Genomic DNA, 3,340 nt, shown 5'->3' on the forward strand with positions numbered 1-3,340 from the left:
GGAGGACGAAGTGCTCTCCCTGCGTACCATCCCCCTGAATCAGCCGCAGAATCAGCTCCACACCCCGGCCGGGCAGTCCACCCCCGGACAGTAGAGGAGCCGCCGCTTGCCCTGGAACGCGCTCTTCCGTTTCGCCCGCAAGAAGCACCCCCTGCCGGGCGCCGATGGCGTGCGCGGCCCGGAGCCGCTGACCCATCAAGACACCCGCGCGGCCATCGAGGAACTGTCGCAGGCCGTCCGGAACAACCCGGAATCCGTCGAGATCTATCTTGCGCTGGGCAATCTGTACCGCTCCCAGGGCGAGATCGAGCGGGCAATCCACATCCGCAACAGTCTTATCAACCGTCCGGGTCTTGATCAGGCCCTGCGTGCGCGCAGCTTGTTCGAGCTTGGCCGCGACTTCCGGCGCGGCGGCATGCTGGATAAATCCCGCGAGGCCTTTTCGCAGTCCGCCGGGCTCATGGGCGATACCGAGGAGGTGCAGCTTGAACTGGCGCGTCTTGCGGCGGATTGCGGCGAATTTGAGCGCGCGGCAGGGCACTACGCCCGCATTGGCCAAAACATGGCCCAGGCGCATTATCTGGCCCAGCAGGCCAGGGACTGCTTCCGCCATGGCGACCCGGTGCAGGGTGAACAGCTTGTGCAGCAAGCCCTGGCGGCCTTCCCGGCCTCGCCGGAGGCTTGGCTGGCCAGCGTGGTTCATTGCGCCCTCCAGGCCGACATCCCTGCCCTGCGGAGCACCTTGAGCTCGGCCTGCGCCAGCATCCCGGCGGACCAGCGCTTCCTGCTGCTGGAGGGCCTGCTCGATGTGCTCTCCGCCGCGCGGATTGAAGATGGCACCCCGGGCCTGCCCCTATCGGCCGATGTCATCACTCGACTGGTGCGCGCCTGTGTGGACGTTTTGACCGCCCTCGAACCCGACGCGCTCATCTGCTACTATTGCTCCAAGCTCTGCCTGTTCGAGGCCGATCAGGACAACGCCCGGCACTGGCTGGAGAAATCCCTGGTGCTCAATTCCGATTTCTGGCTGGCGCGGCTTGAGCTGGTGAGCCTTGTGCTCACCGACCTTGAGCTGACGCCTTTCTTGCGCGATCAACTGGCCTATTTCGTCGGCCACGCCCGCAAGAGCAAGCGCTTCGTGTGCAAGAACTGCGGCTTCCGCTGGGACAAGACCTTCTTCATCTGCCCGCGCTGCCGCTCCTGGCACAGCATCCTGTTCCGCCAGGAGTTCTCGTGAGCCTGACCTCTCAGCAATTCCAGTCCATGGAGGGGGCCAAGCTCACCCCCATGTTCGAGCAGTACATGCAGGTGAAGGCCGAGCACCCGGACGCCCTGCTCTTCTTCCGCATGGGCGACTTCTTCGAGCTGTTCTTCGAGGATGCCCAGACCGCCGCGCGCGAGTTGCAGATCACCCTCACCACGCGCAACCCCAACTCCGAGTCCAAGATCCCCATGTGCGGCGTACCGCACCACTCGGTGAACGGCTACCTGGCCCAGCTGCTGGAGAAAGGCTACAAGATCGCCGTCTGCGACCAGATTGAAGATCCGCGCCAGGCCAAGGGGCTGGTGAAACGCGCCGTGACGCGCGTGCTTACCCCGGGCACCATCGTTGAAGATCTCTCCCTTTCCGCAAAGGCCCACAACTACCTCTGCGCGCTCTACTGGGACGCGGACAAGAACGCGGGCGGCCTGGGCTGGGTGGACGTCTCCACCGCCGAATGGAGCGGCCTGCACTCCCGGCGCGAGGCCGAGCTGTGGCAGTGGGCGGTGAAGCTCGGCCCCCGCGAGATCATTTTGCCACAGGGCAAAAAAGTTCCGCACAGTTGTCAGGATCTGGCCGCGCAGGTGAGTCAGATGGCCTCGCCCAGCTCCTTCGACTTGGCCACGGCCACGGCCTCCGTATTGGCCTGCCAGGGCGCGGTGGACCTGGGCACACTGGACCTTGCCGACAAGCCGGAACTGGTGCGCGCCCTTGGGGCTTTGCTCGCCTACCTGCGCATGACCCAGCGCACGGAGCTGCCGCCCTTGGGCGAGTTCCGTCCGCTGGACCTTTCGCGCCATCTTGTGCTCGACGAAGTCACCGAGCGCAATCTTGAAATCTTCCGCAGGCTGGACGGCAAGGCCGGGCCCGGCACCCTCTGGCATGTGCTGGACAAGACCGCCACGCCCATGGGCGGCCGCCTGCTGGAATCGCGCCTGCGCCAGCCCTGGCGCGAGCTCGCGCCCATCCAGCGCACGCAGGAGGTCGTGGCCTTCCTGTTCGAGCGCGACGACCTGCGCGGCGAGCTGCGCCGCACCCTGGACGACGTGCAGGATCTGGAGCGGTTGTCCACGCGCATCGCCCTTTCCCGCGCCACCCCGCGCGACTTCGTGGCCGTGCGCGAGAGCCTGAAACGCCTGCCCGCCCTGCGAGGACTTTTATCTACCGCCATGGACGAGACCCCAACGGGCGATACGGCAACCACACCAGAAAAAAACCGCCCGGCGGAGCTGGCCAGCCTGCTCAAGGGCTGGGACGATCTGCCCGACATCACTGAGCTGCTCAGCCGCGCCTTCGTGGACTCGCCGCCGCTGGCCATCACCGATGGCGGACTGTTCCTGCCCGGTTTCGACGCTGCCCTGGACGAACTCATCGGCCTGACCGAACATGGCGAGGCCCGCATCCAAGAAATGCTGGAGCGTGAACGCGACGCCTCGGGTATTCCCAAGCTCAAGCTCGGCTACAACAAGGTCTTCGGCTACTACCTGGAAGTCTCCCACGCCTTCCAGGGCGAGGTGCCGGAGCACTTCATCCGCAAGCAGACACTGGTCAACGGCGAGCGCTACATCACCCAGGAGCTGAAGGACCTGGAGGACCGGCTGCAAAGCGCGGCTGAGGAGCGCAAGTCACTGGAGTACAAGCTTTTCGGCGAGCTGCGGGAAACCGTGGCCCAGGTGCGCGCACGCCTGATGTTCATGGCCGGCTGCCTTGCCGCCCTGGACTACTGGCAAGGCTTGGCCGAGGCCGCCCGTGTGAACGTCTGGACCCGCCCGGCCATGCACGAGGGTATCGAGATGGAGGTAGCCCAGGGCCGCCATCCCGTCGTCGAGGCAGCCACCGGTTCCGGCGGCTACATCCCTAACGACCTGCGCATGGACGAAGCCCGACGCATCCTGCTCATCACCGGCCCGAACATGGCGGGCAAGTCCACGGTGCTGCGTCAGGCCGCCATCATGAGCATCCTGGCCCAGTTGGGCTCCTTCGTGCCCGCGCAAGCGGCCCGGCTTGGGCTGGTGGACCGCGTGTTCTCACGCGTGGGCGCCTCGGACAACCTCGCCCGCGGCCAGAGCACCTTCATGG

General features: G+C 65.9%; 2 protein-coding genes. Both read left to right on the forward strand.

What is annotated here, in order from left to right:
- The first annotated feature begins 106 nt into the window (after positions 1-106).
- Positions 107-1,237 carry a tetratricopeptide repeat protein gene (locus VN419_RS13650; protein ID WP_325647767.1) on the forward strand — a complete coding sequence of 377 codons (1,131 nt, stop codon included), beginning with the start codon at positions 107-109 and terminating at the stop codon, positions 1,235-1,237.
- 26 nt (positions 1,238-1,263) lie between these two features.
- On the forward strand, positions 1,264-3,340 hold a 2,077-nt coding region (gene mutS, locus VN419_RS13655), incomplete at its 3' end, for a DNA mismatch repair protein MutS (protein ID WP_325647768.1).

Source organism: Humidesulfovibrio sp., assembly GCF_035560995.1.
GTDB lineage: Bacteria > Desulfobacterota > Desulfovibrionia > Desulfovibrionales > Desulfovibrionaceae > Humidesulfovibrio.